The following is a 24,937-nucleotide window of genomic DNA, read 5'->3' as shown; positions in this document are numbered from 1 at the left end:
ATCCCCGTGATCATGGCAGGCGGAACGGATTCCTCCTGGTGATCGCGGGGTCGTGCAGGGGAATCCCCGGTAGATTCCTGCCATGACCGTGAATCCCTCCCAGGCCCCCGTTCCGGCCCTGGACGACACCGACTGGGCGATCCTCGAACAGCTCCAGCAGGAGGCCCGGATCTCCCTCAGCGAACTGGGCCGGCGCGTCAACCTCAGCCCCTCCGCCACCACCGAACGGGTGAGGAACCTGGAGTCCGCCGGCGTCATCACCGGCTACCACGCCACCGTCGACCTCTCGAAGGTCGGCTACCCCGTCCTCGCCGTCGTCCGCCTCAAGTACCCCGGCAACCGCCACGACCCGCTGCGCCGCCTGCTCGCCGAACGCCGCGAGATCCTCGAGTGCCTGCGCACCACCGGCGACGACTGCTACACCCTCAAGATCGCCGCCACCTCGATGGAACACCTGGAGACCCTCGTCGACGAACTCGCGGGTTTCGGCAGCACCACCACCAGCGTCGTCTACCGCCGCACCCTCCCCCTGCGCGGCCCGGCCCGGCCTGCGGTCAGCACAGACCCGCGGTGAGGACGCGGTTGATCGCCGCGTCGGTCTGCGGGGTGGCGGTGAGGTTGCGGTTGAGGGAGAGGGTGACCTGCCGCTTCCCGTCCGCCGTCGTGAAGCTGAAGGTCTCGTAGCCGGGGACGCTGCCGGTGTGGCCCCAGGCGGGGGTGTTCGGGCAGTAGGTGCGGGACTCCAGGCCCAGGCCGTAGGCGCGGCCGTCGGTGCCGATGGTGCGTCCGTCCCGCATCTGGGCGAGTAGGGCGGCGGGCAGGAGGTCGCCGCCGAGGAGGGCGCGGTAGAAGCGGTCGAGGTCGGCGGTGGTGGAGATCATCGCGCCGGAGCCCCAGAGGATGGCGGGGTTGAAGACGGTCAGGTCGGTGGGGGCGGCGTCCGGGCCGTCCAGCCACTCGTAGCCGTTCAGGTGGGGGCCGGTGAGCTGGGCGGTGGTGGCGTAGGAGGTGTTCGTCAGGTGCAGCGGGCGCAGGATGCGGCGGCCGATCTCCTCGCCGAGCGGGCGGCCGGTCAGGCGCTCGACCAGCAGGCCGAGCACGGTGTAGTTGGTGTTGCTGTACGACCAGGACGTGCCGGGCGCGAACAGCGGGCCGTGCGCGGTGGACATCGCGACCAGCTCGAGCGGCGTGTAGGTGGCGGTCCGCGCGCCGCGGATCGGGTCGGGGCGCTTGCGCAGCTCGTCGGTGAAGTCGTACAGGCCACTGGTGTGGCCCAGCAGTTGGCGCACCGTGATGTGCTCGCCGTTCGGGACCAGGCCCGGCAGCTCGCTCTCGATCGGGTCGTCCAGCCCGAGGCGGCCCTCGTCGACCAGCTGCAGGACGACGGTGGAGACGAAGCTCTTGGTGACGCTGCCCGCCCGGAACCGCTCCCCGGGCTTGGCGGGGCGGCCGCTCGCCAGGTCGGCGACGCCGCTGCCCGTACGGAAGACGCCGCGGGCGTCCCGCACCTCGACGACGGCCCCGGGCACGCCGTCCGCGACCACCTCGTCCAGCGCCTTCTGCAGCGCGGCCCGGTCGGTGACGCCGGGGGCGGCAGCCGGGGAGGCGAACGCCGGTGCGGAGAGCGGCAGCAGGGAGGAGGCGGCGGCGAGCAGGACGGTGGCGAGGCGGGCGGTGCGGCGGCGGTTCACGGCGGCTGGTCTCCTTGGCGGGGCGCTGACTTCGGGCTTCGTCGGTGTCGGCGGCTTCGACGGCTTCGACGGCTTCGACCGCCTCGACCGCTTCGACTTCGACAGGGAAGATCCTGCCGAGCGCCCGCCTGGTCGCGGATCGCCGACGCCGGTGATTCACCGCCTCGCCCGTACGGGGGAGCCCCGCCCGCCGCTCAGCCCGCCGGATGGGCCAGCGAGCCCAGCGGCGGGCACGGGATGACCAGCGTGCTCACCCCCGGCCGCTCCACGAACGCCCGCGCCGCGGAAGCCTGTTGGCGGTAGGTGTCGAGCTCGTCGGCGCGCCAGGCGTCGCGGCGGGCACCGGCGTAGTCCCAGTCGTCGCTGACGAGGCTGAGCGAGACGTTCCCGGAGGCCCGGCTGGTCTCCGCCTTGATCGCCGCCCGCTGCAACGCGGTCTGCGCGGCGGAGAGTTCGACCCGGGTGATCAGCACGCCGGCGGTGTCGGGCACCCGGGTCGGCAGCGGCGCCTGGGGGAGGGCCGAGATGCCGGTGTCACGGCGGCCGACGTTGTCGACGGCCGCCCGGCTCGCGTCCCGCGACATGAGCACCAGCTCCCGGTGCGCCCAGGTGATCTCGTCGAGGTCCGCGAGGGTGATGCGGATGCGCTGGTAGCTCGCCCGGAACCGCGGGTCCTGGTGGAAGGCGCGCAGCGGCTGGGCGTGGAGCGCCAGGCAGTCGTTGAACCCGTACGTGACGGCCTGGTCGAGGTGGTACAGCATCGCGTCGGTCTGCCGCGCCTTGAACGCCAGCCCCGAGAGCCCGCTGTGCCCGGCGGCCACCAGCCAGGCCGCGTCCGGCCCGAGGACGGAGGCCCGGGCGATCACGTCCCGCAGCCCGGCCGCCACGTCCACGCCCTGCGGCGCCCCGAGGAAGGCCCGCGCGATGTCGGCGAACGCCCCCTGCCCGGGTATCGCGGCGGCCACCGGGGCGCTGCTCAGTTCGGCCACCAGGATCTCGTGCAGGTGGGAGGCGAGGGACGTGACGGTGTCGGCCATGGGACTCCTCGGACGGGCTGACGCGGTCGATCTCGGGCGAGCACGACAGTAGGGCAACTGCCGGTCCGTGTGCGGACAGTGGCCGGAATTCGCCAAGGCCGACCCTGGCCTCCCCCGGCCTCTCCCGGCCTTCCCCGGCATCGGCGGCCGGGACCGGGAACGCGAGGTCGGATTACCGCCAGCGGCACCCCGGCGGGCGCGGGCAGAGTCGGTGACGGCTCGCGGTCGGTGAACGCGGGCCCGTTCGTCCACGTTCTGCGGAAGGTGTTCCCCCATGCACGTCGTGCCCGGGCTCAAGGTGCTGTACTTCGGTACGCCGGTGGTCCTGATCAGCTCGCTCAACGAGGACGGGAGCCCGAACCTCGCCCCGAACTCCTCCGTCTGGTGGCTGGGGCGGTCCGGGACGATCGGGCTGGGCAACAGCAGCCGGACGGCGGAGAACCTGCTGCGGGCGGGGGAGTGCGTGCTCAACCTGCCGTCCTCGGAGATGGTGGACGCCGTGGACCGGATCGCGCTCACCACGGGGAACCCGGTGCTGTCGCAGACCAGGCTGGAGCGGGGCTACCGCTACGAGCCGGACAAGTTCGGGGCCGCCGGGCTGACGGCCCAGGCGTCGGAGACGGTCGCGGCCCCCAGGGTGGCGGAGTGCCCGATCCAGCTGGAGTGCACGGTGGTCGCGGCGCACGCGTTCGTCAGCGACCAGAAGCTGACCGCCTTCGAGGTGGAGGTGCAGCGCGTCCACGTCGAGGAGGACCTGGTGCTGCCGGGGACGCACCACGTGGACCCGTTCGGCTGGGACCCGCTGATCATGAAGTTCTGCGAGTACTTCGGCGGCGGGCACAACGTCCACCCCTCGGCCCTCGCCGAGGGGTGGAACATGCCCCACCGGCTCAGCCCGTCCGCTCCGGCACGCTGAGCGAGCCGACCTTGGCTGCGGTCCGGTCGGCGGGGACTCGTTGCGCACGATCCGGAACGTCCAGGACGCCGGGGCGCCGGAGGCCCGCAGCCTCCCGATCCTGCGGTACAGGATGATCAGGGCCTCCTGCGCCGCGTCCTCCGCATTCCGCGCCCGGTCTCCACCGGTGCGCTCACGACATGCCCGCTCGCGACATGCCCGCTCATGACATGCCCATAAGAGGCACGGGCCGCCGAAAAGGATTCGCGCAGCGACCCGAAGGACACGCCCTATCCGCCGACCGTCGCCCGGCACGCCCGCGCGTACGCCCGCACCAGCGGCCGCTCCCCGTCCTCCCGGCGCCAGGCCAGGACGTAGCGGCTGCCGCCCACGCCCCGGACCGGGCGGGTGACCACCCCGCCCAGGGCGAGCAGCGCCGCGTTGCCCTCCGCCACCAGGCAGACGCCCAGGCCCGCGATCAGCGCCTCGTACGTCTCCTCCGTGCCCGCGATCTCGGCGCCGACGCGCGGCGGACGCCCGCCCCGGGCGTCCAGGGCCAGCCAGTGGTCGCGCAGCGGGCCCGCGCTCGGCGGCAGGGCGAGGAAGGGCTCGTCGAGCAGGTCGGCGAAGTCGATCTCGGCGCGGGCGGCCAGCGGGTGCGCCGCCGGCAGCGCGATCAGGCGGGGCTCCTCGGCGACCACCGTCCAGTCGTAGCGTTCTTCGTCCGGCAGCGGCAGCCAGACGAAGGCGACGTCCGCCAGGCCCTGCGCCAGACCGGCCGTCGGGTCCTCCCAGCTCACCTGCCGCAGCCGGGTGACGGTCTGCGGGTGCTCGGCGCCGAAGCGGGAGCGGACGGCGGGGAGCAGGCCCCCGCGGGCCGGGCTGGTGCTCATGCCCACCACCAGCGTGCTGCGCTGCTCCGCCTTGGCCGCCTCCACCGCCGCCGCGCCCTCCTCCCAGGCGGCCAGCACCCGGCCCGCGTGCGGCAGCAGGGCCGCGCCGGCGGCCGTCAGCGCCACCGCGTGCCGGTCGCGGCGGAACAGCTCCACGCCCAACCGCCGCTCCAGTGCCCGGATCTGCTTGCTGAGCGCGGGCTGCGACACGTACAGCCGCTCGGCGGCGCGGGTGAAGTGCAGCTCCTCGGCGACGGCGAGGAAGTAGCGCAGGTCGCGCCCGTGGACGTCCATGGTCATGACCGTTGGCTATCACCACGGGTCTTGGACGGGCAAGGCGATTCGGCGGCAGCATGATCGGTGTCAGGAGATCACCGAGCAAAGGGAGTTGCCGTGAACAAGGTGTGGCTGGTCACCGGGGCGAGCAGTGGTTTCGGTCGGGCGATCCTGGAGGCGGCCGTCGCCGCCGGTGACGTGGTGATCGGCGCGGCCCGCAACCCGGCCGCCCTGGACGACCTGCGGGCCGCCCACCCCGACCAGGTGGAGGCGCTGCGCCTGGACGTCACCGACACCGCCGCGATCGAGGGCGCCGTCCAGGACGTCCTGGCCCGGCACGGGCGGATCGACGTGCTGGTCAACAACGCGGGCCGCACGCACGTCGGCGCCGTCGAGGAGACCTCCGACGCGGAGCTGCGCGCCCTCTTCGACGTGCACGTCTTCGGCCCGGCGGCTCTCACCCGGGCCGTGCTGCCGCACATGCGGGAGCGGCGCTCGGGCGCGATCGTGCAGATGAGCAGCGTGGGCGGCCAGCTGTCCTTCGCGGGCTTCGGCGCCTACAGCGGCACGAAGTTCGCCCTGGAGGGCCTCTCCGAGGCGCTCGCCGACGAGGTGCGGGAGTTCGGCGTCAAGGTGCTCATCGTGGAGCCGGGCGCCTTCCGGACCTCGCTGTTCGACACCGGCCGCGCCGGGGTCAGCGGGGACACCGGGCTCTACTCCCGCGTCGCCGAGACCCGCGCGTTCGTCTCCGGCGGGGACGGCGCCCAGCCCGGCGACCCGCGGAAGGCCGCGGCGGTCATCCTGGCCGCACTGGACGCCGAGCACACCCCGCTGCGGCTGCCCCTCGGCGAGGACGGGGTCGACGGCGTCCTCGGCCACCTCGACCAGGTCCGCGAGGACGTCCTCGCCTGGGAGAAGCGCTCCCGGGCCACCGGCTTCGACGCCTGAGGGGCTTCCACATCCGACGGGCTTCGACGCCTGACGCGCCCTGAGCGGCTCCTCGCGGCGCCAAAGCGTCTGCGAGGATGGGCGGATGCCTCACTTCACCTCCCACGACGGAACGAAGCTGCACTACACGGTGACGGGCGGCGGCCCCGTGCTCGTCTGCCTGGCCGGCGGGCCCGGGGCGGACGTCCGGGACCTCGACGGGCTCGGGTGGCTGGCCGGCACCCACACCCTCGTGATGCTGGACGCCCGGGCCGCCGGCCGCTCCGAAACGCCCGCGGAGCAGGCCAGTTGCGCCTTCCCCGAGCAGTCCCGCGACCTCGAGGCGCTGCGGCTGCACCTGGGCGCCGAACGCCTGGACCTGCTCGGCCACTCCGCCGGCTCCCTCACCGTCCAGGCGTACGCCGCCGACCACCCGCAGCGGGTGGGCCGCCTCGTCCTGATCACCCCCGCGGGCCTGGTCGCCCGGGAGATCGACCAGGCCGAGGTGGACGCGATCCGGGCCCGCCGGGCCCAGGAGCCGGGCGCCGCCGAGGCGTCGGCGGCCGGCGCCGAGCCCTGGCTCTACGGCCGCTGGACGGAGGAGGCCCGCCGCCACTTCGAGGCCGACGCCGCCTACCCGCAGCCGCCGTCCTGGCTGCGCGAGGCGTTCTACGTCCGACCCGACCCGGCCCGGGAGACCGCCCGCCGGGCCGCCCTGCCCCACCCCGTCCTGGTGATCGCCGGCGCCGAGGACGGCGTGGGCGGCCTCGGGACGGCCCGCCGCGTCGCCTCGGCCTACCGGGCCGGGCGCCTGGAGGTGCTGCCCGGCTGCGGGCACTGGCCCTGGATCGACGAACCGGCCGCCGTCCGCAAGCTGCTCACCGGCTTCCTGGACGGCTGACGGCTGACGGCTGACGGCTGGCCGCTGACGGGCTGCCTGGAAGGGCGGTCAGACACGCCCTACGACCAAGGACCGATGGCCCGGGCCCGCCGCCACCGGGTGGAATGGCCGCATGGATCAGCAGAAGGCGTACCTGGACCGGATCGGCGTGGCGCGGCCCGGCGAGCCCACCGCCGGGAACCTCGCCCGGCTACAGGAGGCGCACCTGCGGGCCGTGCCCTTCGAGAACCTGAGCATCCACCTCGGCGAGGCGATCGTCCTGGACCCGGCGGCGCTGGTGGCCAAGGTCGTGGAGCGCCGCCGGGGCGGGTTCTGCTACGAACTCAACGGCGCCTTCGCCGAGTTGCTGCGCTCCCTCGGCTACCGGGTGAGCCTGCTCTCCGGCCGCGTCTTCGACGGGGAGCGGCCCGGGCCGCCCTTCGACCACCTCGCCCTGCGCGTCGACCTGGAGGAGCCCTGGCTCGTCGACGTGGGCTTCGGCCGGTTCAGCCTGCACCCGCTGCGCCTGGACGGGCGCAGGAGGTGTGCCCCACTCCTCGCCACTCTCAACGTATAGCGCACGGGGGGCCTTGCCGCAAGGCCCCCCTGAGCAGTGAGAATCTGCAACTCGACGGCGGAACCCGAAGATTGCGGAGACCCACCACATGCAGGTGATCCTTTCCACGTACGGCTCGCGCGGCGACGTCCAGCCCCTGGCCGCGCTCGCGCTGCGGCTGCGGGCCCACGGCGTCCCGGTGACCGTGTGCGCGCCGCCCGACGAGGAGCACGCGCGCTTCCTCGGGGCGCTCGGCGTGGAGACGGTGCCGGTCGGCGAGTCCGTCCGGGCGCTGGTGACCGGGAAGCTGCCGGTGAAGGGCGACATCCCGAGCCGGGCGGCGGTGCTGGCCGGCCGGTTCCAGGAGGCCGTCTCCTCGCTGGCCGGGCCCGGTGACGTGGTGGTCGCCACCGGACTGTTCCCCACCGTGGCCGGCGCGCAGGCGGCGGCCGAGCGGGCGGGCGCCCGCTTCCACCACGCCGCGCTCCAGCCGACCGCGCTGCCCTCCCCGCACCACCGGCCCTTCGAGTACCCGATGCTGCCCTACCCGCCGGAGGTCACCGACGTCCGGGAGTTGTGGGACCTCAACATCGCCACCATGAACACGCTGTTCGGCGAGGCGGTCAACGGCGCACGGGCCGCCGCCGGGCTGCCGGCCGTCGACAACGTCCGCGACCACGTGAACGGCCGGAGCCCCTGGCTCGCCACCGACCCCGTCCTCGACCCCTGGCCGCAGGGCTCGGAGCTCGCCGTCCGGCAGACCGGCGCCTGGCTGCTGCCGGACGAACGCCCGCTGCCCGACGGGCTGTCGGCCTTCCTCGACGCCGGTGAGGCACCCGTGTACGTCGGCTACGGCAGCATGCCGCTGCCCGGCGCCCCGGACGCCGCCGAGGTCGCCCTCGCCGCCGTCCGCGCCCAGGGCCGGCGGATCGTCCTCGCCCGGGGCTGGGCCGGACTCACCGGCGCCGACGAGGCGGCGGACTGCTTCGTCGTCGGCGAGGTCAACCAGCAGGCGCTGTTCCCGCGTTGCGCCGCCCTCGTCCACCACGGCGGCGCCGGCACCACCACCGCCGCCACGATCGCCGGCACACCGCAGGTCGTCGTGCCGCAGATCGTCGACCAGCCGTACTGGGCGCGCCGCGTGGCCGAACTCGGCATCGGCGCGGCCCACGACGGACCGACCGCGACCGTCGACTCCCTCGCCGCCGCCCTCGGCACGGCCCTCGCCGCACCGGCCCGCGACCGGGCCCGCGAGGCGGCGGCCCTGGTCCGCACCGACGGCGCGGAGGCGGCGGCCCGCCTGGTCCTCGAACGCTAGGCCCTCTCCTGGGCCCTGCCCGAGCAGGTCGGCGACGCAGGGCGAATGTGTTTGGTGCCGGACCGCCGCGGCCGGGAGACTGGAGGGATGAAGACCACACTGCCCGCCGCCACCCCCTCGGACGTCGAACTGGCCGAACTCTGGGAGCAACACCTGCCGCTGCCGTTCCCCGAGGGCCTGCGGCGCGTGGAGATCGACGGCGTGGACCTGGTGTACCTGGACTTCGCGGTGGCGGGCCTGGTCCGGACCGAACTCAACCGGGGCCTCGACCACCCCGACCTCGCGGCGCTGCGCACCTGCGGGGCCGAACTCGAGACGGTGGTGCCGCAGATCACCGACCCGGAGGGCCGCTCCTACTTCGAGCGGCTGCGCACGATGGCCCGGCTGCTCGCGGCCCGGCACGCGGCGGAGCCGGACCTCGACCAGGACGAGTAGCCGCAGCGGCGGAAGAAGGCCGGGCGCCGGCCCCCGTGCACGGGGGCCGGCGCCCGGTGGCGCGTACGGTCAGCCGAACAGCTTGATGCCCTCGTTGGGGAGCTTGTTGCCGTCGCGGTCGAAGAACTGCCAGAGCGTCGCCCGCTTGCCCTCGGGCTGGCCCATGGCGATCACGCGGATCGGGGAGTCGCCGACCGTCACGGGCTTCGGCTCGCTCTTCGTACCGTCGGACCAGCTGACGACGACCTTGTCGACGGCCGGCCCGAGGCTGACCGTACCGATCTCGGCCGGGAAGAACGGGCCCGGGTCCTCCTTGCTCCAGTGGCCGAGCATGCCGGCACCGAACGTCGTCTGGGCCGTCATCTGCGGCAGGACGTGCCCGGCCGCGGGGAGGTCGCCCTGGCCGTCGTGGCTCTGGCGCACGCCGTCCACCTCGACGTAGTCGTTCGTCACGTCGCGATCGGGCTGCCAGTACTGCTGGACGTACGCCTCGGTCGGCTTGGTCGCGTTCGGGTTGTACGCGCTGCGCTCCTGCCAGACCGCCAGCGCCTGCTCGTACGCCCGCTCCTTGGGCGCGAGCGGCCACAGCGCCCGCCACACCTTCCACGACTTGCCGTTCGTGGTGCCCTCCGTGAGCAGCACCCGCTGCGGCTTGAGCGGGTCCTTCGCCGTGGGGGCCGTCGCGGCCTTGGTCGGCGCCGAAGCCGGGCCGAGCGCCGCCGCCGTGTCCGGTCCGCCGCTCGCCGCCGAGGCCACCGGGGCCGGGTGCAGCTGCGTCAGCGCGCCGCCGCCCAGCGCCACCGCCGAGGCCAGCGCCAGCGCGCCGACCACCGTACGGCGGCGGTGGCGGATGCGGCGGCCGCCCGCCATGATGTCCGCCATCGGCACCGGGCCGACCTTCGCCTCGGAAGCCGCCTCCGCCAGGCCCAGGCCCAGCCAGATGTCCCTGTCCTGCGCGTCGTTCCCGGTCATACCGCACCTCCGATGTGCGTCGTGTCCTTGAGTTCCACCAGCGTCGTCACCTGGCGGAGCTTGGCGATGCCCTTCGCCGCGTGGCTGCGCACCGCGCCCACCGAGCAGCCCATCGCCGCGGCGGCCTGGCTGTCGCTCAGGTCCTCCCAGTGCCGCAGCACCACCGCCTGCCGCTGGCGCGGCGGCAGCGTCGCCAGCGCGGCGAGCAGCGCCCCGCGCTGGTCCGAGCGCGCGAAGCCGTCCTCCGCCGACGCCGTGTCCGGCACCGCCGGCACCAGCAGCTCCGGCGGGCGGCGCCGGGTGCGGCGCGCGAACTGGTTCACCAGGATGCGCCGCACGTACGCGTGCGGATCGTCCGCCCGTCGCACCCTCGACCAGGCCGCGCAGGCCTTCTCGGCCGTGGACTGGACGAGGTCCTCGGCCGCGTACTGTTCACCGGCCAGCAGGTAGGCCGTCCGCAGCAGCCGTGGCCAGCTTGCGGTGATGAACGCCTGGAACTCCTCGTCCCGGCCGATCTTCGAATCTCCCATGAGCACCTCCTCGCCCCTATAGAGCCCAGGAGCGCGGGAAAGCGCTTACTCCGGATCCGCCGGGCTCTGCCCTGTGCCACGGACGGGGCCGCGCTGCGGGATCACTCGGGCGGGGCAGGCAGGGCACGGCAGGCCGGGCGGGCAGGGGGCCGGGGGCGGAGGCGAGGCGGCAGGGGGTACGGTGCGTGGGCGCTTGTTCGGGTGGTGGAGAACACGTCGGAGGGGGAGTCATCGTGGAGTTCGGTGAGCGGACGGTCTCGGACGGGGTGACGCAGGACCGCTTCACCTGCGGCGACGCGCCCGGAGTGCTGTGGCGGCCCGCCCGCGCGGCACGGGCCGGACGGCCGCTGGTGCTGCTCGGGCACGGCGGCGGGCAGCACAAGCTCGGCGCCGGCGTGGTCGCGCGGGCCCGGCGCTTCGTCGCGGCGGGGTGCGCGGCCGTGGCCCTGGACGCGCCCGGGCACGGGGAGCGCCCGCGCACGGCCGCCGACCAGCGGTTCGCGGGCGAGGTCGGGGAGTTGCTGCTGGCGGGCCGCCCGGTCAGCGCCTGGGTGGTGCGGCACACCGCCGGGCTCGCGGAGCGGGCCGCCTCCGAGTGGGCGGCCGTGCTGGACGCGCTCGCGGGGGAGGACGAGGGCCTCGGCCCCGTCGGCTACTGGGGGCTGTCGCTGGCCTCCAGCCCCGGCATCACGCTCGCGGCGGCCGAACCCCGGCTCACCGCGGCCGTGTTCGGGCTGACGGGCGGCGCCTCCCTGACCGAGGCGGCGGGCCGGGTCACGGTGCCGGTGGAGTTCCTCGTCCAGTGGGACGACACTTTCGTCCCCCGGGCCACTGCCCTCGACCTCTACGGCGCGTTCGCCTCCCCGGTGAAGACCCTGCACGCCAACCCGGGCGGCCACGAGGACGTCCCCGACGCCCAACTCGCCGCCTCCGAAGCCGTCCTGACGGAGCGTCTGTCGGGATGACCCGCTACGGGCAGGGGCGGTGGTACGGGATGCCGGGGGCGTACTGCTGCCACTGCTCCTCGGTGATGCTGCTGCCGGTGTAGCCGCAGAGGCGGTCGGCGAGCCTGGCGGGGTCGGTCTCGTAGAAACGGGCGGAGCCCGCGATCAGGACGAGGAGCCGGTCGCCGGAGTGGGCGAACGCGGCCGCCGGGGAGCCGCCCTCTCCCTCGCTCAGCGGTGCGAGCGTTCCGACGGGCGCGGGAGGGCCGGAGCCGGTCACGTCCCACAGCTGGATCTCCTGGGTGCGGAAGTCCTGCCGCCAGTCGGCGAGCATCGTCTCGGCCCGGTTGAAGATGGCCTTGTCGACGCCCGGTTTGGTGAGTGCGGCTCCCCGGGGGCGCGGACGGGCGCGGTCCGTGAGATCCCAGAGCGTGATGCCGCCGTCGTCGGGGCCGGTGGCGGCGAGCAGGTGTCCGGCGTCGCCGGACTGGATGGTGCCTCCCACGCGCCCGGGCAGTTGGGCCGAACTGCGCACCCGGCCTCCGTCGGCGGAGTGCACCGTGAGCCGTCCGCCGTCCAGTTCGCCCATGGTCGCGGTCACGACCCCCGAGTTGGAGACGGTGAACCCCCGCGGCTTCCCGTCGCCCAGGGCGGAGGCGCCGGTCCGGACCGGCTGCGAAGGATCGGTGATGTCCCACCAGACGAGCGCGGACGACTCGATGACGACGGCCGTCCGGGCGTCGACGACGGCGGTCGTGTCGTGGGCCGGATCGGCGAGCGGGAGCGAGCCCAGTTCACGGGTCGTGGCCGCGTCCGAGACCGAGAGCACGTGGAGGCGCCCCCCGTACTGGACCCCCAGCAGCGGCCTTCGGGGATCCGTGTCCACGATGCTGACCCCGGCGGAGATGATGGAGTCGCCGATGTCCGTGTGGTAGGTGGGGAACTGGGCCCTGCCCGGCGAGGTGGCCGCCGGATGCTCCCGGTCCCGCAGGTCCCAGAGCGTGACCGTGCCGTCGTGGGCGACGGTCAGCAGGACGGTCGCGGTGACGAAGGCGACGTACTGCGGGGTGTCCGTGAGGTCGAGCGTCGCGACCGGCCCCTGGGCGTCGGGCCGGTCGAGGGCCCAGACACCGAGGACCTTGCCGATGTCCGTCGACGACCGGGGCGACGCCATCGACGCGACCAGCAGCCGGTCGTCCCGGCTCAGGGCCCAGCCCGCGGACTGGTAGGTGTCCATCGGGCCGAAGCGGCGCAGCGGCTGGCGCCAGAGCCTGACCCCGCCGTCCGAGTCGCCGCTCACGATCGCGCCGGAGGCCGTGTACGTCAGCGTGCCGGTGTCGAAGGAGGCGTGGGTGCACCTGCGGGACATCGGCTGCGTCGCGTTCCAGTCCGGCTGCGCGACGCTCGCCAGGCACAGCGCGCCCTTCGGCCTGGCGCTGTCGACCCCGCCGATCGCCAACTCCCGTCCGTCGGGGCTGAAGGAGACGGCCAGGGGGTTGGTGAGGTCGATCCACGGCTGGCCGACCTCGACGGACGCGGGGGTTCCCGGGCCGGTCAGCCGCCACAGCTTCACCGCGCCGGAACCGGCGGTGGCGAGGACGGTGCCGTCGGGGCTGAAGGCCGCCGCGTCGAAGCCGTCCGGGATCTCGAGCGTCCGCCTGGGCGGGCCGGCGGAGATGTCCCAGACGGTCGTCGAACCGCCGGAGGCCGTCTGGGCGAGCCGGCGGCCGTCCGGGGCGAGCGCCACCGAGGCCAGCGGGTCCCGCTCCTTGCTCGGGTTGGCCAGGACCGTGATCAGCTGCGGGTGCGCCTGGTCGGCCACCGACCACAGCGTGGTGTATCCGGCCCTGTCGGTGGCGGCCAGGAGGCGGCCTTGCGCGTCGGTGGTCAGTGCGGTGGTGGTCATGTCGCCGGTCGGTGCCCGGTCGGGGTTGGGCAGCGCGGCCGTGGTGACGGGCCTGCGGGGATCGGCCAGGTCCCACAGGCACAGGCCGCGCCCCTCGGCGCACCGGGCGGCCAGCAGCGGGCGGTGCGGGAGGAAGGCGATCGCGGAGGCCCGGTCCAGCTGGAGGGCCGCGTCGAGGACCGGGGCGCCGGGGTCGCCGAGGTCCCACAGGCGCAGCTCCCCGGTCGCGTCGGTGGCCGCCGCGAGCGGCCCGTCCTTCTGGGCCGCGACGCGTCTGATCGCGTGCCCGGTGTCCGCGAGGACCCGGTCCAGGGGCGTCTGGAGCGTGGCGTACAGCTGGCTCGCGGCCTCCTTCGTCGGCGACAACCGGTACGCGGCGACGGCCAGTTGGGCCGCCACTCCCGGGTCGCTGTGCACCAGTGCAGCCGCATCGTTGGCGAGGCTCGCGGAGTGCACGACGGCCGTGCGCCGGGCCGCCTCGTCCCGCAGCTGCCAGGACACGACGCTGACCGCCCCCGCCACCAGCGTCAGCACGCACAGCACCGCCGCCACCGCCGTACGGCGCCTGCGGCGCGAGCGGCGGTGGCGCAGGCCCCGTCGCAGGAAGTCCCGCTCCTCCTGCGTCAGGTACCCCTTGCGCTCCTCGTCCCAGCGCTGCGAGGCGGCCAGGGTGACGTCGGTGGGCAGGAGTTCGGCGGGCCTGCCCGCCGCCTTCCAGCGGTCGCGATCGTGCCGCAGCGACTCCCGCCAGTCCAGGAACGCGCGGTCCCGCGCCACCCAGTCGGCCAGCCGGGGCCAGTGGGTGATCAGGGCGTCGTGGGCGAGTTCGACGGTCTCCGTGCCCTCGGCGAGGCTTCCGGTGACCAACAGCCGGGTGGTGGCGAGCTGTTGGGCGATGCGCCACTCCTCCTCGCCCAGGTCCGTGCGGGGGACGGTGCGCCGGGTGGCGCCGGCCGAGCCGAGGGGCACGCGGACGAGCTGGGTGAACAGCCGGCGGGCGGCGTCCTGGTCGGCGGGGCGGACGTTCTCCTGCCACGCCTGCTCGGCGTAGGCGCTCAACGCCCCGCCGACGCCGCCGAGTTCCCCGTACGCCTCCAGGCTCATCACGCCGCCGCGCTGGCCCTGCCACAGCTGCTCCAGGGTGAAGCCGAGCAGCGGCAGCGCACCCGCCTCGGCGGTGGCGTCGTCGAGGATGCTCTCGACGAGGTGCGGCTGGTAGGCGACGGAGCCGACGGCGGCGACCGGCGCGGTGACCACCTCGCGCAGCTGCCCCCGGCTCATCGGGCCCAGGAGGAGGCTCTCGTGGTCCTCCTCGCCGCTGCCGGGGTCGGCGTGGAAGAGCTGCCCGAGGCGGCGGTGCTGGAGGAAGGACTCCAGGAAGTCGGCCCGCAGGGTGGTCAGTACCCGTACCTCGTACGGGAGTTCGGCGCCGAACAGCACCCCGGCCAGCTCGTCCACGGCCCCCTCGCCGCGCGCGAACAGCTCCTCGAACTGGTCGACGACCACGAGCAGCCTGCGCCGCCGTCCGTGCAGCTGGGCCAACTGGCCCAGCACCTCGGCGAGTCCGCCCGGCGCGGCGAGGAAGGCGGTGAACGGGCCGAGCCGTTCGAGCCGGCCGGTCGGCGAGAGGTCCGGCTCCAGCAGCGGCAGCAGCGCACCGGCGAGCGCGGACAGCGGGCTGCTGCCCCCGCCGGGGCGCAGCACCACGGCCAGGCCGTCGGCGGAGCGCCAGCGCGGCACGACCCCGGCGAGGGCCAGGGAGGACTTTCCGGAGCCGGAGGCGCCGACGACCGTCACCCACCGGGAGCGGCGCAGCGCCCGGACGAGCTTCCCGGCCTCCTCGTCGCGGCCGAAGAACAGGCCGGCGTCGTCCTCCTGGAAGGCGCGCAGGCTGCGGAAGGGGGAGGGCGGCAGGGCGAGGTCGCGCAAGTCGGGCCAGGCGCGCAGGAGTTCGGCGGTCGGGATGAGGAAGCTCGCGGCCGTGGCACCGGATTCGGCGGCCGCCATCATGCCGACCACGCCGACCAGCCGCTCGTCCCAGACCGGGCCCCCGCTGAACCCGGGGGCGACCTGGTAGCCGCCGCCGCGGTCGATGTCCAGCTGCACCAGCCCGTCCGCCTGGCGGCCCCGGAGCCTCCCGGCGTGCCACACCCCGCTGCCGTGGTGGGCGGGGAAGCCGAAGGCGCGGGCCTCGTGGTCCCAGACGTCGGAGGCTTCCACCAGCCGTACGGGCCGTGCGCCCGCCGGGGGCCGGGTCAGGCGCAGCAGGGCCGCGTCCCGCTCCGGCGCCCACCGTTCGACGGTGGCGGTGTGCGCGCCGCCGGGCAGCAGCGGCAGGTCGAGGCCGAGGCGCGCGTCCGGGCCGGGCGCCTCGTCGGGGGCGAGCGCGAGCGCGGTGGCGACCACATGGGCGCAGGTCAGCGCCAACTCCCCGGTGACCAGGAACCCGACGCCCACCGGGTGCCCGGCCCGGCCGCGGACCCGCAGGATGGCCGCGTCGAGCGCCCGGGGCCCGACCTCTCCCGACGCCGTCACGCCACCACCCCTCCGGAGCGCCTGGATCGGCCGCGGACCGGACCGTCGGTCAAGCGTCACGGGGGATTTCGGGGCATGTCAATGACAACCGGCCGACGCCCGGGTGAACTCGGGATCGTCCGTGGTCGCGAGGGGGGCGCACACGGGGCGCTCGGCGGTAGCGCGCCCGGCGCCCCCTCCTGCGTGATCCCTGCGAGCTTCCTGCGGGCGTCCTGCGGGCTTCCTACGAGGCCACGTGCAGCGGCGCGAGGTTCGCCGGGAGGCCCGCGCGGTGCGCGAGCGCGGCGGCCTCGCCCCGGGTGGAGACGCCCAACTTGCCCAGGATGTTGGCCACATGGAACTTCACAGTCGACTCGCTGATGTGCAGCGCCTCGGCGATGTCCCGGTTGCGCCGCCCCCGGGCCAGCTCCTGCAGGACCTCCCGCTCGCGCGGGTGCAGGCCCTCCAACGGGTCGGCGGCGGCCGCCGGTTCGGGCAGGGACAGGGGAAGGTCGACGGTGACGGTGCTGCCCCAGCCCGGGACGGCCTCGACGGCGCAGTGGCCGCCCAGGGCGGTGATCCGGTCGGCCGTGCGGTGGACGGCGAGGGCGTCGGCGGGCAGCAGCCCCGGCCCGTCGTCGCGGACCACCGCGCGCAGGGCGTCGCCGGCGAACCGCCAGCTCACGTGCACCCGGGTGAGCTCCTCCTGCTCGAGCATGACCAGCACCGCCGCCCGCACGGCCTCCCGGGCGGTGTGGGCGACCTCGGCGGGCACGGAACGGCCCGTCTCCGCCGCCGGAGCCACGTCGAGGCGCACCCGGGTGTGGCGCAGCAGCGGGCGCAGCTCCTCGGTGAGGCGGGCGAACGCGGCGTCGGCCGGCTCCTCGCTGAGGGAACGGTCCAGATCGGCGGTGCGGCGCAGGTCCAGCAGGGCGGTGACGGCGAGATCGGTGGCCGCGCGGCGGGCCGCCGCGTCGTCGAGGCCCGCCGAGCGCAGCGGGGCGAGGATCGCGGTGAGCGCCGCGCTGTGGGCGCCGGTGAGCTCGGCGATCGCCCGGGCCCGGGCCGTGGCCGCCGCGCGCGACTTCGCCGACTGGTCGGGCGTGGCGTCGGTGGCGCGGTGGTCGAAGTGGGCGACGAGCACCGCCCACAGGCCCTGCAGGAGCGTGAGCGCCTCGGGCGGGACGGGCCGGGCGTCGGCCAGCACCAGCACCAGCAGCGCGCCGGCGCCGCTGCCCGGGGTGGCGGCGACCACCAGCACCGGCCGCAGCCGTCCGACCAGCAGGGCCTCGCCCTGCCAGGGCCGCCCGGCGGCGGTCTCCTCGGCGGCGAGCTCGCCCAGCTGGGCCAGCTCCAGGCCGCTGACGGCGTCGGTCAGCGCGGAGGGGCCGTGGGCGGCCGTGGGGGAGTAGCTGCACACATGGCTCACCTGCGCGAGGGCCACGTGCGGGACGAGGGTGCCCAGCACGTCGGACAGCCGGGGCAGCAGGCCCGGCCGGGGCGTGTTCAGCACGTCCAGCGCACGGTCCAGCACGTCCTCGGGCCGGCCCCAGTACCGGCGCCGGGTCTCGTCGAGGTCCGCGTCGGCGGTCACGGTGGCGGTCGCGTTGGCGGTCGCGTTGGCGGTCGCGCCCTGGGGCTGCTGCCGGGTCTCGTCCATGGCGTCGAGCCTATCCCGCGGGCCCGGCCACCCGCCTGGCCGTTCGGACAGGTGGAACCGTCCGAAAGACGGGCCGGTCCGCCTGCCCCGGCGGACCAGGATGGAACTCGACGAAGACGGCAACCACCCCAACTTCCTTACACACCGAGGAGTTCCCATGACCAAGGCGATCGCCTTCCCCGAGTACGGCGGCCCGGACGTGCTGCGCCCCCTCGACCTCGACCTGCCCGCCCCCGGCCCCGGCCAGGTGCGGGTGGAGGTCCGCGCCGTGGGCGTCAACCCGCTGGACCACAAGCTGCGCAGCGGCGAGCTCGACGGCTTCTTCCCGGTCACCTTCCCCGCCGTGCCCGGCTACGAGCTGTCCGGCGTGGTCGCCGAGGTCGGCGAGGGCGTGACCGAATTCGCCCCCGGCGACGAGGTGTTCGGCGCGCTGATGGGCGGCGGCTACGCCCAGCACGCGCTGGTCGAGGCGTCCTGGCTGGCCCCCAAGCCCGCCACGCTCAGCTGGGAGGAGGCCGCGGGCATCCCGGTGGCGGGCGAGACCGCCGAGCGGGTCCTCGGCATCCTCGGCGCGAAGGCCGGCGAGACGCTGCTGGTGCACGGCGCCTCCGGCGGCGTCGGCACGCTGCTGCTGCAGTTCGCCCGGGCGCGCGGGATCACCGTCGTCGGCACGGCGAGCGAGGCCAACCACGCCTACCTGCGCGAACTGGGCGCGATCCCGGTGACGTACGGGGAGGGCCTGGCGGAGCGCGTGCGGGCGGCGGCCCCGGGCGGACGGGTCGACCGCGCGCTGGACGCGTCCGGCCGGGGCGGGGAACTGGCCCTGTCCGTCGAGCTGACGGGCGACGCCCAGCGGGTCGTCAGCATCGCCAACCCGGCGGCGCCCGCCGAGGGCGTGCGCTTCTCCGGCGCGGAGGACGAGCCGCAGCACCGTCGGGCGTACGCCGCCGCGCTGGCGCTGCACGAGGCGGGCACGCTGCGCCTGCCGCTGCACCGGGTGCTGCCGCTGGCCGAGGCGGCCGAGGCGCACCGGATCAGCGAGGAGGGGCACGTGCGCGGCAAGATCGTCCTCACCGTCTGAAATACGGTGGCCCGCGCCGCGGCACCCGTGCTGAACTGGCCGGATGGACCAAGACACCGTACTCGCCCTCTTCGACCGCCGCCTCCGCCTGGAGGCCCGGCCGGACAGCGACAGCAGCCGCATCGAGCGGGCCGGCGCCGTCATCCGGCAGGTCGGCGCCCCCCACGACTGGAACGGCGTCCTCTGGTCGGACCTCGACGAGGCGGGCGCGGACGCCGTGATCGCGGCGCAGGTCGGCCACTTCGCCTCCCTGGGGCTGGACTTCGAGTGGAAGACCTACACCCACGACCGGCCCGCCGACCTGGGCGAACGGCTGCTCGCCGCCGGGTTCACCCCCGAGGACGAGGAGGCGGTGATGGTGGCCGACGTCCACGAACTGCCCACCGACGCCGCCCTGCCCGAGGGTGTCCGGCTGCGGCCGGTGACGGACGAGGCGGGCCTGGACCTGCTGATCCAGGCCGCCGAGGAGGCGTTCGGCGTTCCCAAGCTCCAGCTGCGCCGGCGGCTGCTGGACCAACTGGAGCAGGGTTCCGAGACGGTCAGCATGGTCGTCGCCATGGCGGGCGAGCGGCCGGTGTGCTCGGCCCGGATGGAGTTCGTCCCGGGCACCGAGTTCGCCGGGCTCTGGGGCGGCGGCACGGTGCCCGAGTGGCGGGGGCGGGGCATCTACCGCGCCCTGGTCGCCCACCGGGCACGGCAGGCGGCCGAACTGGGCTACCGCTACCTCCAGGTGGACGCGAGCGACCAGAGCCGGCCGATCCTCCAGCGCCTCGGCTTCGCGCGGCTGACGTCGACGACGCCGTACCTGTGGAGCGCCGCCTCCGCCTGACGGGCTGTCGCTCCCTGTGTGCCCCCTGCCACCTGTGCCCCCTGCCGCCTGTGCCCCCTGCCGATCGGCAGGGGGCACAGGCGTTTTCGCTGCTCAGGACGGGCTGAACGGCACATGTGCGATGGGGTGTTCGGGGTTCATCGTTGGGGCAGCTCAGAAGGGAGCCCACCATGTACCCCCGCCACCTCCGAGGGCTCGCCCCGGAACACCACCTCACCCCGGTGCAGCCCGTAGACCACCGCCGCGTCCGCCAGTGTGCGCGGCACCGCCTGTGCGGCCAGCACCACCGTCCGCCCGGCCGCCGCCCACGCCAGCAGACACCCGTGCAGCCGCGCGGCCACGGCCGGTGCCAGGCCGCGCTCCGGCTCGTCCAGCAGCAGAAGCCGCGGCCGCGCCGCCAACGCCCGCCCCACCGCCACCAGTTGCTGCTGCCCGCCCGACAACTCCCCGGCCCTGCGCCCCCACAACGGCACCAGCTCCGGAAACAGCTCCAGCACCTCGCCCCGCCCGTTCCCCCGCCCGTCCCCCCGCCCGTCCCCGCCCCCGGCCAGCCCCAGGTTCTCCGCCACCGTCAGCCCCGCGAACACCCCGCCCTCCGCCGGCACCAACCCCATCCCCAACCTCACCCGCCGGTGCACCGCCACCCCACCCATCTCCCGCCCCCGCCACACCACCCGCCCCGCCGCCGGCCGCACCACCCCCGCCACGGCATGCAGCACACTCGTCCGCCCGGCCCCGTTCCGCCCCACCAGCACCGTCACCGCCCCCGCAGGAAACGCGAGGTCCACCCCGTGCAGCGCCTCCAACGCCCCGTACCGCACCCGCAGGGAGCGAACCTCCACCTCGACCGCCATCCCGGACTCCACCTCCTCCCTCCCACCCTCGGGCAGTCCCTCCGGCGGTGCCACCTCGACGGCCGCGGAAACCGCTTGGCGGACCGGGACGACCACTGCTACCTTTCCGGAGGCCGTGCAGAAGAACGAGGAGGTGGTACCCGTGAACGCAGTAACGACATGGGTGCTCCCCTCCGGGGTCACGGTCGGGCGATAGGTCGTCGTCCGGGAGCGCCGTCTCTGAGCACTCCCGAAAGGCACGACCCATGCACATCACCTCTGAGCAGCGTCTCGACGACGACATCGTCGAGCGCGCGTTCACCCTCGGCGAGATCCCCGGCATCCTGTGGACGCCCGCCTCCGCGACCCCGTCCGCACCGGCCCCGCTGATCCTGATGGGCCCCCCGCCGCTCGGACTGGGCAGGGTCTACCCCCGACTGCTGGCACGGGCCCGGCGGGCCGCGGCGGATGGCTTCGCCACGGCCACCATCGAACTCCCCGGCAGCGGCGACCGCCCCCGCTGGCCCGCCGCCGAGCAGGCCCGCGCCGAGCTGTGCCGGGCGATGCGGGCCGGCGAACCGGTCACCGACGAGATCATCGACGCCGTCATCCTCCCGCTGGTCGACAAGGCGGTCCCGGAATGGCGGGCCGCCCTGGACGCCCTCCTCGCACTGCCCGAGATCGGTGGCCCGGTCGGCTGCTCGGGAGGAGTCATCTCCATCGGGGTCCGGCTGGCGGTGGTCGAACCGCGCATCGTGGCCGCCGGCCTCTTCGCCGGGAGTGTCATACCCCGCACCATGTTCGAGGAGGCCCGCCGGGTCACCATCCCGCTCCACGTCCTCCTGCAGTGGGACGACGAGGGGAACGACCGGCAGGCGGCCCTGGACCTGTTCGACGCCTTCGGCTCCCAGGAGAAGACCCTGCACGCCAACATGGGCGGCCACACCGGCGTCCCCCAGTCCGCCGGGGACGCCGCGGCCCAGTTCTTCACCCGGCACCTGAGGTGAGCCGGGTCAGGCGGACCGGCACCGGACAGGGCCTGGCCGGCCGCCGCTGACCGGGTACGGGCCCCTGCCACCTCGGCAGGGGCCCGGCTGCCCCGAAGCGCATTCCCGCCCCGTCGGCTCAAGGCCGGACCAGGATGCGCGTGGCCCCGGCGACCAGCGTCGTGGCCAGCGTCCAGCCACTGACGATCAGCGCATAGGACATTGCCCCCTCGACACGCGCCCCGGAGGCGTCGAGCACGCCCAGCCGCGCACCGCTCAGCGTCAACGGCCCGACGACGCGGGCCGAGTCGAGCTGGACCGCGCCCGAAGCCCTGACACCCGCCAGGTCGACCCCGCCCTCGACCGAGATGTGGTCCGCGCGCAGCGCCGCTGCGCCGCGGTCGTCCACCAACCGGGCGCCGGGCAGCATGAGCCCGCCCTTGACCGTGGCGCCGCTGAGGTCCACGCTGCCGGTGCTCAGTCCTCCACAGGATCGGCCGAGGGCGTGATCACCCGCTTCGTCCCGGTCGGCTGCCCCCTCTTTCCGCCCGTGGCGTGCCGGTGCGCGCGCACGATGGTGGAGTCGACCGACACCAGCCAGTCGATGTCCCCGGCCGCGTCCTTCTCCGCCTGGATCGCCCGGAGCATCCGGGAGAACGTCCCGTCCAGCGCCCACCTGCGAAAACGCGTGTACAGGGTCTGCCAGGAGCCGTAGCGCTCCGGCACGTCCCGCCAGGACGTGCCGGTCCGCAGCTTCCACACGATCCCGTTCAGCACCAGCCGGTCGTCCGACCGCGGACGACCCGCCACCCCCGAAGCGGGCAGGAACCGCGACAACACCGCCCACGGGGCATCCGACAACTCATGACGACGCACCATGACCCACATGATCCACCATCACTTGATCAGCTTTGAAGACGACTCCTGGTGGGCGGGGTCTGCCGCCCTTGCAGGGACGGTGAGTTGGGCGCAGCCGTCCGGGGGTGGCCCGTAGGTGCCCCGGGAGCCCGCTCTGTTCGTGGGGCCCGCCCGCCGGCTCGGGGGGCGCGGGGGAGACCGGGGGCTGCTCGCCGGTCAGGGTGGGGTGCCCCAGGAGTGGGTGATGCGGGGGTCGGTGAGGACGGTGTGGGTGGGGCCGGAGGTGAGGAGGTGGCCTTGGGCCATGGCGTAGACGGTGTCGGCGAGTTCGGCGACCAGGTCGGGGTCGTGTTCGACGAGGAGGAGGGCGAGGCCGCGGGTGGCGAGGTCGTGGAGGACGGTGACGAGGCGGGTGGTCTGGGCGGTGTCGAGGCCGGCGGCGGGTTCGTCGAGGAGGAGGACGCGGGGGGCGCCGGCGAGGGCGCGGGCGAGTTCGACCAGGCGGAGGACACCGGTGGGCTGGGCGTCGGCGGGTTCGGCGGCGAGGTCGGTGAGGCCGAGGAGGGCGAGGGCGCGGGCGGTCCGCTCGGTGACGGTCCGGGGGTCGGCGCGGCCGTGGCGGTGTTCGGCGGCGACGCGGACGTTGTCGGCGACGGAGAGGGTGGGGAAGACGGCGATCTGCTGGAAGGTGCGGGCCAGGCCGAGCCGGACGCGGCGGTGGGTGGGGAGGCGGGTGATGTCGCGGCCGCCGAGGAGCACCCGGCCGGCGTCGGGTCGGGCGGTGCCGGCGAGGCAGTCGAAGAGGGTGCTCTTCCCGGCCCCGTTCGGCCCGATGAGCGCGGTGATCCGCCCGGGCGGTGCGACGAGGTCGACCCCGCCGACCGCCTCGATGCCGCCGTAGCGCCGGACGATGCCCCGCGCGGTCAGGCGCGCGGTGCTCACGGTCGTCGCTCCTGGGCGAGGCGCCCCGCCACGACGCCCCGCAGCCGCCGCCCCACCGGGGTGAGCCGGGTCGCCGGCGAGGGCAGGGACGCGGGCGGGGCGCGGCGGAGGGCGGCCAGGCCGCCGGGGAGGCGGCCGATGGCGGCGGCCAGCACGCCCACCGCGACGGCGGAGACGCCCGGGACGGTCCCGGCGTCGAGGCCGATGAGGAGCGCGGCGGCGAGGACGGCGCCGAGCGCGCTGTCGGCGCCGACGACGACCACCGCCGCGAACCAGAGCAGGCCGCGGACGGGGTCGAAGGAGGCGGAGTCGAAGGCGCGTCCGGCGAGCCCCATCAGCCCGCCGCCGAGCGCGGCGAGGGCCGCGCCGACGACGAAGGCGAACAGCTTCAGCCCCGGCACGTCCACGCCCGCCGCGAGCGCCCCGGCCTCGTGGTCGCGCATGGCGGTCAGCGCGCGGCCGAGCCGCCCGCGGTGCAGGCCGCGTACGGCGAGGAGGCCGAGACCGAGGAGCAGCAGCTCGGCGAAGTAGAAGGCGCGGTCGCCGTCGAGGAAGGAGGGGCGTTCGAGGGTGAGCCCGGTGGTGGCGTACGGCTGCTGGAAGACGAAGCGGCTCATGGCCGTGCCGACGGCGAAGGTGACCAGGGCCAGGGCGAGTCCGCGCCGGCGGATGGCGGGCCGTCCGGTGAGGAGCCCGAGCGGGGCGGTGGCGAGGACGGAGAGGAGCAGCGCGGGCGCGGCGGGCAGCGCGGGGACGCCGGGGATGCGGCCGGACATCAGCAGCGCGGTGCCGAGCGCGCCGAGGCCCGCGTACCCGGCCTGCCCGAGGGAGATCTGCCCGCCGTAGCCGGTGACGACGACGATGGAGAGCAGCACGAGTGCCAGCGCGGGCACCAGCAGCGCGCTGCGCAGATCGTTGCCCCGGAACCCGAAGGGGAGGAGGAGCAGCACCAGGCAGACCACGCCGCCGATCTTCCCGGTGCCCCGGTCCCGGCCGCCGCCCTCACCCCGGTTCCCGCCCTGGCCCCGGCCCCCGCCCCGCCGCACGGCGAGCGGCGCGCCCCGCTCCGCCCCGGTGATGCGCGGCCCGGCCAGCAGCGCGGTGGCGAGCAGCGCGACCACGAACAGGTTGGACTGCACCGCCTCCACCAGCGGCAGCAGCTGCCCGGACGGGCGCAGCCGGGTGAGTTCGGCCTGGGCGACGCCGAGCCCGAGGCCGGTCGCGACGGCGACCGGGATGCTGCGCAGCCGGGCCGCGACGGCGACGGCGATGGTCTCCATCACCAGCAGCGGCAGCCCGTACGGGTCGAGCAGCAGGTACGGGGCGAGGGCGACGCCGACGAGCCCGGCCGTGAAGGTGCCGAAGGCCCAGCCGGCGGCGGAGACGCGGTCGGCGTCGACCCCGGAGAGGGCGGCGAGGCGGCGGTCGTCGACGACGGCGCGCAGCCGAAGTCCGAAGGTGGTCCAGCGGGTGACGGCGGCGACGGTCAGGCCGAGGACGAGGACGACGGCGAGCTGGGCGACGGTGTCGGGCCGCAGGGTGTGCCCGCCGGGCAGCCGGATCGGGGCGCCGCCCAGCGGCGAGGGGGCGCCCGCCAGCGGCGCCGCGCCCCACAGCAGCACGGCCACGCCGATCAGCAGCACGAACACCCCGAGCCCGGCGACCATCGTCTCGGCCGGTCCGGCGCCGCGCCGTTGCAGCGGCCGGTACACCAGCACGTCCAGCAGCACGCCCAGCGCCGGGGCGACGAGGAGCAGGCACACCGCCACCGCCGGCCAGACCGGCCAGTGCCGCACCACCACGAGGTCGCGCAGCAGGTAGGCGACGGCCATCGCCTGGGCGCCCTGGGCGATGTTGAGCACGCCGGTGGCGCGGTGGCACACCACCAGGCCGATGCCGCTGAGGGCCGCGGCGCTGCCGACGGTGAGCCCGGCGAGCGCGAGGTCGACGGTGAGGGGGAGGCTGCTCATCGGA

General features: G+C 75.2%; 21 protein-coding genes and 3 pseudogenes. 11 read left to right on the top strand and 13 right to left on the bottom strand.

Annotation, left to right across the window (positions count from 1 at the left end; translation table 11 throughout):
• The first annotated feature begins 82 nt into the window (after nt 1-82).
• The gene (locus ACIBCA_RS09115) at nt 83-574 is read left to right on the top strand and encodes an Lrp/AsnC family transcriptional regulator (protein ID WP_396282191.1); all 492 of its coding nucleotides are present in this window, start codon (nt 83-85) and stop codon (nt 572-574) included.
• Here ACIBCA_RS09115 and ACIBCA_RS09110 read toward each other — a convergent pair.
• Together ACIBCA_RS09110 and ACIBCA_RS09105 are read right to left on the bottom strand one after the other, a co-directional pair.
• Nucleotides 555-1,691 (bottom strand): serine hydrolase domain-containing protein, encoded by a 1,137-nt coding sequence (locus ACIBCA_RS09110; RefSeq protein WP_396282190.1) that lies wholly within the window; start codon nt 1,689-1,691, stop codon nt 555-557. The genes ACIBCA_RS09115 and ACIBCA_RS09110 overlap by 20 nt on opposite strands.
• A 194-nt stretch (nt 1,692-1,885) precedes the next feature.
• Nucleotides 1,886-2,728: a hypothetical protein gene (locus ACIBCA_RS09105; RefSeq protein ID WP_396282189.1), complete on the bottom strand. Its 843-nt coding sequence runs from the start codon at nt 2,726-2,728 to the stop codon at nt 1,886-1,888.
• A gap of 274 nt (nt 2,729-3,002) precedes the next feature.
• Between ACIBCA_RS09105 and ACIBCA_RS09100 the strand changes: the two genes are divergently transcribed.
• Nucleotides 3,003-3,644 (top strand): flavin reductase family protein, encoded by a 642-nt coding sequence (locus ACIBCA_RS09100; protein WP_396282188.1) that lies wholly within the window; start codon nt 3,003-3,005, stop codon nt 3,642-3,644.
• Between the two features lie 93 nt (nt 3,645-3,737).
• Here ACIBCA_RS09100 and ACIBCA_RS09095 read toward each other — a convergent pair.
• Nucleotides 3,738-3,938: pseudogene (locus ACIBCA_RS09095) on the bottom strand (hypothetical protein); the annotation flags it as partial.
• A complete protein-coding gene (locus ACIBCA_RS09090; protein ID WP_396282187.1) occupies nt 3,914-4,816 on the bottom strand; it encodes a LysR family transcriptional regulator in 903 nt (300 codons plus the stop codon). The pseudogene ACIBCA_RS09095 and the gene ACIBCA_RS09090, both read right to left, overlap by 25 nt.
• Nucleotides 4,817-4,909: 93 nt before the next feature.
• Between ACIBCA_RS09090 and ACIBCA_RS09085 the strand changes: the two genes are divergently transcribed.
• The 5 genes and pseudogenes from ACIBCA_RS09085 (at nt 4,910) to ACIBCA_RS09065 (ending at nt 8,908) form a co-directional block, all read left to right on the top strand.
• Nucleotides 4,910-5,740 (top strand): oxidoreductase, encoded by an 831-nt coding sequence (locus ACIBCA_RS09085; RefSeq protein ID WP_396282186.1) that lies wholly within the window; start codon nt 4,910-4,912, stop codon nt 5,738-5,740.
• Between the two features lie 85 nt (nt 5,741-5,825).
• Nucleotides 5,826-6,620, top strand: a complete 795-nt coding sequence (locus ACIBCA_RS09080) for an alpha/beta fold hydrolase (protein ID WP_396282185.1) — start codon at nt 5,826-5,828, stop codon at nt 6,618-6,620.
• Nucleotides 6,621-6,732: 112 nt separating this feature from the next.
• Nucleotides 6,733-7,137 (top strand): annotated as a pseudogene (locus ACIBCA_RS09075) (arylamine N-acetyltransferase); the annotation flags it as partial.
• A gap of 127 nt (nt 7,138-7,264) precedes the next feature.
• On the top strand, nt 7,265-8,473 hold the full coding sequence (locus ACIBCA_RS09070) for a glycosyltransferase (protein ID WP_396282184.1): 1,209 nt from the start codon (nt 7,265-7,267) through the stop codon (nt 8,471-8,473).
• An 87-nt stretch (nt 8,474-8,560) separates the two neighbouring features.
• Nucleotides 8,561-8,908 carry a hypothetical protein gene (locus ACIBCA_RS09065; protein WP_396282183.1) on the top strand — a complete coding sequence of 116 codons (348 nt, stop codon included), beginning with the start codon at nt 8,561-8,563 and terminating at the stop codon, nt 8,906-8,908.
• Nucleotides 8,909-8,977: 69 nt separating this feature from the next.
• On the opposite strand, the gene ACIBCA_RS09060 is transcribed toward ACIBCA_RS09065, so the two are convergent.
• Complete coding sequence (locus tag ACIBCA_RS09060) at nt 8,978-9,880, bottom strand: hypothetical protein (protein WP_396282182.1); 903 nt, start codon at nt 9,878-9,880, stop codon at nt 8,978-8,980.
• Nucleotides 9,877-10,410 carry a SigE family RNA polymerase sigma factor gene (locus tag ACIBCA_RS09055; RefSeq protein ID WP_396282181.1) on the bottom strand — a complete coding sequence of 178 codons (534 nt, stop codon included), beginning with the start codon at nt 10,408-10,410 and terminating at the stop codon, nt 9,877-9,879. The genes ACIBCA_RS09060 and ACIBCA_RS09055 overlap by 4 nt, the downstream gene beginning before the upstream one ends.
• 233 nt (nt 10,411-10,643) lie before the next feature.
• On the opposite strand from ACIBCA_RS09055, the gene ACIBCA_RS09050 reads away from it, so the two are divergent.
• Entirely contained in the window at nt 10,644-11,375 is a 732-nt protein-coding gene (locus ACIBCA_RS09050) for an alpha/beta hydrolase (protein ID WP_396282180.1), read from the top strand.
• A 4-nt stretch (nt 11,376-11,379) separates the two neighbouring features.
• Here the strand turns inward: ACIBCA_RS09050 and ACIBCA_RS09045 are convergent, their stop codons facing one another.
• Nucleotides 11,380-15,795, bottom strand: coding sequence for a trypsin-like peptidase domain-containing protein (locus ACIBCA_RS09045; RefSeq protein WP_396282179.1), 4,416 nt, complete (start codon nt 15,793-15,795; stop codon nt 11,380-11,382).
• A 223-nt stretch (nt 15,796-16,018) separates the two neighbouring features.
• Nucleotides 16,019-17,434, bottom strand: a complete 1,416-nt coding sequence (locus tag ACIBCA_RS09040; RefSeq protein ID WP_396282178.1) for a LuxR C-terminal-related transcriptional regulator — start codon at nt 17,432-17,434, stop codon at nt 16,019-16,021.
• Nucleotides 17,435-17,591: 157 nt separating this feature from the next.
• Here ACIBCA_RS09040 and ACIBCA_RS09035 point away from each other — a divergent pair, with 157 nt between their 5' ends.
• Nucleotides 17,592-18,515, top strand: a complete 924-nt coding sequence (locus ACIBCA_RS09035) for an NADP-dependent oxidoreductase (protein WP_396282177.1) — start codon at nt 17,592-17,594, stop codon at nt 18,513-18,515.
• 43 nt (nt 18,516-18,558) lie between these two features.
• Nucleotides 18,559-19,344 (top strand): GNAT family N-acetyltransferase, encoded by a 786-nt coding sequence (locus ACIBCA_RS09030; RefSeq protein WP_396282176.1) that lies wholly within the window; start codon nt 18,559-18,561, stop codon nt 19,342-19,344.
• Nucleotides 19,345-19,481: 137 nt separating this feature from the next.
• Here the strand turns inward: ACIBCA_RS09030 and ACIBCA_RS09025 are convergent, their stop codons facing one another.
• The gene (locus ACIBCA_RS09025; RefSeq protein WP_396282175.1) at nt 19,482-20,198 is read right to left on the bottom strand and encodes an ATP-binding cassette domain-containing protein; all 717 of its coding nucleotides are present in this window, start codon (nt 20,196-20,198) and stop codon (nt 19,482-19,484) included.
• A 245-nt stretch (nt 20,199-20,443) separates the two neighbouring features.
• On the opposite strand from ACIBCA_RS09025, the gene ACIBCA_RS09020 reads away from it, so the two are divergent.
• Complete coding sequence (locus ACIBCA_RS09020; protein ID WP_396282174.1) at nt 20,444-21,184, top strand: alpha/beta hydrolase; 741 nt, start codon at nt 20,444-20,446, stop codon at nt 21,182-21,184.
• Between the two features lie 118 nt (nt 21,185-21,302).
• Here the strand turns inward: ACIBCA_RS09020 and ACIBCA_RS09015 are convergent, their stop codons facing one another.
• The 4 genes and pseudogenes from ACIBCA_RS09015 to ACIBCA_RS09000 form a co-directional block, all read right to left on the bottom strand.
• Entirely contained in the window at nt 21,303-21,629 is a 327-nt protein-coding gene (locus ACIBCA_RS09015; RefSeq protein WP_396282412.1) for a hypothetical protein, read from the bottom strand.
• A 6-nt stretch (nt 21,630-21,635) separates the two neighbouring features.
• Nucleotides 21,636-22,051 (bottom strand): annotated as a pseudogene (locus ACIBCA_RS09010) (IS5 family transposase); the annotation flags it as partial.
• Between the two features lie 186 nt (nt 22,052-22,237).
• On the bottom strand, nt 22,238-22,963 hold the full coding sequence (locus tag ACIBCA_RS09005; RefSeq protein WP_396282173.1) for an ABC transporter ATP-binding protein: 726 nt from the start codon (nt 22,961-22,963) through the stop codon (nt 22,238-22,240).
• The gene (locus ACIBCA_RS09000) at nt 22,960-24,933 is read right to left on the bottom strand and encodes an ABC transporter permease (RefSeq protein ID WP_396282172.1); all 1,974 of its coding nucleotides are present in this window, start codon (nt 24,931-24,933) and stop codon (nt 22,960-22,962) included. The genes ACIBCA_RS09005 and ACIBCA_RS09000 overlap by 4 nt, the downstream gene beginning before the upstream one ends.
• Nucleotides 24,934-24,937 lie beyond the last annotated feature (4 nt).

The sequence above is a fragment of the Kitasatospora sp. NPDC051170 genome (assembly GCF_044455705.1).
In the GTDB taxonomy this organism is placed as follows: Bacteria; Actinomycetota; Actinomycetes; order Streptomycetales; family Streptomycetaceae; genus Kitasatospora.
This window is presented reverse-complemented; position numbering and strand designations above follow the sequence as displayed.